Raw genomic sequence first — 5,519 nt, forward strand, 5'->3', positions numbered from 1 at the left:
ACAGATAAATCATCACGTTGGCGTTCATCCCAATGCTTAAGATTAACAAACCCTATTGCTGAGTTTTGGCCAGAACCTGCAAAGCTAAACCCGGTAACGGTAAAAATACCGTTTACTGCTTCAGATTGTTCGTTCAAGTAGTGGTTTTCTAATTTTTTAACCACTTCAAGTGTTTGCTCGGTTGTAGAACCCGCAGGTAACGAAACTTGGTTAAATAATATGCCTTGGTCTTCATCTGGTAAGAATGCGGTTGGTAAATTTGAAAACACATAAGCCATTCCACCTACAATTAAAAAGTATATAACAAGGTAGCGTTTAGCATGTTTGATCATACGGCTCACAAAGCTTTGCGCACCCGCATTTGTTTTGTCGAACCCGCGGTTAAACCCTGTAAAAAATTTACCAAATAACGACTTATCATTATGAACATGGCTAGGCTTCAAAAGCGTTGCACACAGTGCCGGCGTAAGTATAAGCGCCACAAGTACCGATAAACCCATAGCAGAAACAAGGGTAATTGAGAACTGACGATAGATTATGCCCGTTGAGCCGCTAAAAAAGGCCATCGGAATAAATACAGCAGAAAGCACCATTGCAATACCAACAAGCGCGCCTTTAATTTCGTCCATTGATTTGCGGGTTGCATCAAGCGCTGAGAGTTTTTCTTCAGTCATCAATCGCTCTACGTTTTCTACAACAACAATGGCATCATCAACTAGTAAACCGATGGCAAGCACCATGGCAAACATGGTCAATGTATTAATTGAGTAACCAAAAGTATATAAAATACCAAACGTACCCAGCAATACCACTGGCACTGCAATTGTTGGAATAAGCGTTGCTCTAAAGTTTTGTAAAAACAAGTACATAACAACAAACACCAACACAACCGCTTCTATAAGCGTATGAATTACTTTTTCAATTGAAAGCGCCACAAACGGTGTAGTGTCGTAAGGCACAACCGCTTCAAGTCCCTCAGGAAAAAATGGCTCTAATTCAGCAATGGCATCTTTTACACCCTGCGCAGTATCAAGCGCGTTGGCGCCACTGGCCAATTTAATCCCTAAGCCAGAAGCTGGTTTTCCGTCATAACGCGCGACAACCCGGTAGCTTTCTCCACCTAGCTCAACACGGGAAACATCACTCAACTTTACAAAAGAGCCATCTGCATTGGTTTTAACTAAAATATCTCTAAATTGCTCAGGAGTTTGTAAGCGGCTTTGCGCGGTCACAGTCGCGTTGAGTTGCTGTCCCGCAACCGCAGGCATAGCACCTAATTGCCCAGCCGACACTTGTGCATTTTGAGCGCTGATAGATGCACTTATATCTGCAGGCGTTAATTTATAGTTTTGAAGCTTAGCCGGATCTAACCAAATACGCATTGCATACTGCGAGCCAAATAACTGTACTTCACCCACACCTTCAACACGCGAAACAATATCTTGCACGTTTGATGACACATAGTCGCCAATATCAATGTTGGTCATGCTGCCGTCTTTAGACATAAACGCATAAACCATCAAAAAGTTACGGGCTGACTTTGCAACCACAACACCTTGCCTTTGCACGGCTTCAGGTAATAGTGGCGTTGCAGTAGCTAACTTGTTTTGTACTTGAACCTGAGCAATATCAGGGTCGGTTTCAGCGCTAAACGACAGTGTGAGCGTTGCTGAACCGCTAGACTCTGACGTTGACGACATGTATAACAAGCCATCTAAGCCTTTCATTTTTTGCTCTATCACTTGTGTAACAGTATCTTCGAGCGTACGCGCCGATGCACCTGGGTAGTTAGCCGTAATACTTATTGCTGGCGGCGCTATAGACGGATACTGCGCAATAGGTAAACTTTTAATTGCTAATATACCTGCTAGCATCACTACTATGGCAAGTACCCAAGCAAATATAGGTCTATCGATAAAAAATCGTGACATGTAAATTCTCCGTTATTGCGCTTTAGCAGTTTGAACTTCAGATGGGCTAACTGGTGCGCCTGGGCGAATTTTTTGTAGCCCTTCTACAATCAGTTTATCGCCTTCCATTACGCCATCGGTTACAAGCCAATTAGATCCAATGGTGCGGTCTGTTTTCAAAACGCGGCTCTCTACAGTATTGTTTTTGCTAACAACCATTGCGGTAGGTTCACCTTTCGAGTTTCGACTAACACCGCGCTGTGGAACTAAAATAGCATCGTTTTTAACACCTTCAACAATTGAGGCGCGAGCATACATCCCTGGAAGTAGTAACTTTTCAGGGTTAGGAAATTTAGCGCGTAATGTAACCGAGCCTGTACTTGGGTCAACTGTCACCTCAGAAAACTGTAAAGTGCCTTTATGAGAATATAAAGAGCCATCTTCCATAGTGAGTTCAACATCGGTTTGACTGGTTGAATCCACACTTAGGTCGCCCGAACCAATCGCTTTTTTAAGCTTAGTTAATTCGCTACTCGACTGCGTTAAATCAATATAGATAGGATCAAGTTGTGTAACTGTTGCCAAAGAAGTGGCTTGGTTGGCACTTACTAACGCACCTACGGTGACATTCGATTTACTAATTTGCCCACTAATAGGCGAAGAGACATGACTGTATTCTAAATTAATTTTTGAGGTTTGCAGCTGCGCTTGAGCAGTAAGGAGTTCTGCTTTTGCTTGCTTGTAGGCTGCATCAGCCTCGTCGTAATCTTGCTGGCTAACCGCTTTAATTTTTAATAATTCACTATAACGAGACGATTTAGCTTTACTGCTTGCAATGCTTGCTTCAGCGCGGGCAACAGCAGCTTCACTTGCCGCTAAGTTAGCCTCAAATGTAGCAGGGTTAATTTGATAAAGCGCTTGGCCTTTTTCTACTTGAGACCCTTCGGTAAATAAACGTGATTGCACAATACCGCTTACTTGCGGGCGTATTTCTGCAATTTGAAATGCACTAATACGTCCAGGCAACTCTTGCCTTAAAGTTAGCGATTGTTTTTTAAGCGTAATAACCCCTACCGGCACAGCTTTAGGAGCAGCTGCCTGCGACTGCTCTGTCACTTGGTCACAACCAGTCAACGCAACTGAACCTATGAGAATTGAAAATACAAATAAAGCGGTGCTAGAACGCTGCATGTTAAATACCTTTAATTTAGAATGAACGATCATTCTAAATTAAATTTTAGTGAGAATACATCTTAATAAGCCGATCTTTACACAAAATTACACTCAACTATGCGGCCTCATACTTAATCACCAAGTAATGTTAATAAGGCTTTTATAATAAACATTTACACCTACAAGCTAACTATAATGCTCAGCGCACTGTATTTTTTAAAAATAGAAAAGTGCTTACGCAAAAACCTACTTTGTTTAAATTAAAGCCTAGAAGTACATAGTGAAGAGATTTTAATATTATATTTCAGTTAATTAGAGGTATGAGTCATTTAGCCAGATACCCATTAGGCCATAGCCAAATACAATTGTTATAACGAACAAATTTATAAACTTTCATTAACAAAAAAGCCAAGGCGAACTTGGCTTTTTTATTCATGACGTGGTTAAGCGTTTATAAAGAGATAAGGATGGCAAGCTTTAAACTAATCTAGATACAAGCAATTGCTCTACACGAATACCTTCAACATCAACCACTTCAAATTTAAAGCCCGCATAACTTATATGCTCAGCACGCTTAGGTATACGTTTCATGGTGTAAATTAAAAAGCCTGCCACCGTCTCAAAATGTATTTGCTCTGGGAACTCCTCTATATCAAGCACTTTAGCTAAATCGGTAATTGGCGTCAGTCCGTCAACTAACCACGAGCTTTTATCTCGCTCGATTATTAGTTCATCCCCTTGGTGAGTTATTAAATCTCCCATAAAGCCTTTCATTAAATCTTTTACAGTAACAATACCAACAAGCAGCGCGTATTCGTTTACTACAATAGCAAATGGTTTAGCGGCGCTTTTAAATGCATTTAATGCCTCTGACAAACTTAATGTTTCTGGTAAGTAAAATACGTCAGTATCAACTAATTCGTCATTGATATTAGCGGCTTCACCTTTAAGTACTTGGCGTAAAATATCTTTTGATTCAACAGAGCCATGTAATTTGTCTAAGTTACCCGACACAACTAAAAAATGATTGTGCGGGTGATCAATAATTTTGGTCGCAATGTCATTACTGCTTTCGTTTAAATCGAAATACACAATTTGGTCACGCGGGGTCATTACGCTTGATAAAAAGCGAGCTTCTAAATCAAACACATTACCTATTAAGTCATACTCTTGCTTTTGCAAACTACCATACTCAGCGCCAGCTTCCATCATGGCAACAATGTCTTCTGTGGTTACATTATCTTCACGCTCTGCGGGAACTTTAAACAGTCGCAGTACAAAGTTAGTCACGCCATTAAAAAACATCACTAAAGGCGTTAATGCAAATGTAACCCAACGCATTATGTTAACGACCTTAACAGCAACAGCTTCTGGCATGATCATCGCTAATCGCTTTGGCATTAAATCGGCGAATAAAATAAATAACGAGGTAATAGTAAAAAATGAGAATAAAAAGCTAATTTTCTCTACATATGCACCCTGATAAAATAAAACCAATACTTTTTCAACGTATGGCGATAATGCTTGTTCACCTACAATGCCACCTAATATAGCGATAGCATTAAGTGCTATTTGTATCATGGCGAAGAACGCGCCCGGATTTTCTTGCAATTTTAATACTGCAGCTGCATTTAAACTGCCTTCGTCTGCCATTACGCGAAGTTTTATTTTTCGTGACGCTGCAATTGCTATTTCCGACATAGCAAACAACGCACTGATCAAGATCAAAAGACTAATCCCGATTAAATCACCCATTTAACGCTCCAAAAAGTTAGCGCTTTTTATATAAAAAGCAGCTGATTATAGTCGCTTTTTTAATCGCAGCAATTGATATTTTCACTTTGTGTTTAAGTTTTTATTATTCAGCTAGTTAAATGATTTTAAGCCACTAATTAAGAGAGGAGGTTTGTCTAAATGCAAACTGTAACTGTGTAATTAACGACTCATCCATATTTATGTTACACGCAAAATATAATGGAGATTGAGCCGTATTTAAATCTAGCACTGGCTCGAGTAAATTTAACTTTGGTGATGTTTTGAGACGGTAATTAAATTGTTTTTTACTCAGAATGACAAAATCAAGAATGTCACGGCGTGCACTAATTAACTTATCTATTTTATCTAAGTTATCAATCAGCAACAGATGCCGGGTTTCGTTAAAACCGCGTTCAAGTAAATAATGATGGCTAAAGTTATCTCTTAATACTGCTATTTTATAGCGCTTGGCATCATGTAAAGTCTTTAACTTTATGCCTCGAGATTTCAGCCCATAAATCGCTGACTCAAACTCTTCAAGTTCAGCTATCCACACAAAGTTATTTTCTCTTGGTGGCAAACGAACAATTGAGAAAATACAGGTGTTTTTATCTCGAAGGGCTGCGTTATAAGACACACTCCAATTGTTAGCCGACATAGTGTAACTAATACCAGCAGCAT

The 5,519-nt window shown here is 39.8% G+C and carries 4 protein-coding genes; all 4 read right to left on the reverse strand.

Annotation, left to right across the window (positions count from 1 at the left end):
- On the reverse strand, positions 1-1,931 hold a 1,931-nt coding region (locus BCG07_RS04600), incomplete at its 3' end, for an efflux RND transporter permease subunit (RefSeq protein WP_286888942.1).
- Positions 1,932-1,943: 12 nt separating this feature from the next.
- The gene (locus BCG07_RS04605; RefSeq protein WP_286888944.1) at positions 1,944-3,101 is read right to left on the reverse strand and encodes an efflux RND transporter periplasmic adaptor subunit; all 1,158 of its coding nucleotides are present in this window, start codon (positions 3,099-3,101) and stop codon (positions 1,944-1,946) included.
- A gap of 459 nt (positions 3,102-3,560) precedes the next feature.
- Positions 3,561-4,838, reverse strand: a complete 1,278-nt coding sequence (gene paeA / locus BCG07_RS04610; RefSeq protein WP_006791663.1) for a polyamine export protein PaeA — start codon at positions 4,836-4,838, stop codon at positions 3,561-3,563.
- Between the two features lie 133 nt (positions 4,839-4,971).
- Positions 4,972-5,519, reverse strand: a 548-nt coding sequence (locus tag BCG07_RS04615) for a type 2 periplasmic-binding domain-containing protein (RefSeq protein WP_286888946.1), incomplete at its 5' end; no start/stop codon positions are given.

The organism is Pseudoalteromonas sp. ESRF-bin5 (assembly GCF_002632075.1).
GTDB classification, from domain to species: Bacteria; Pseudomonadota; Gammaproteobacteria; order Enterobacterales; family Alteromonadaceae; genus Pseudoalteromonas; species Pseudoalteromonas marina.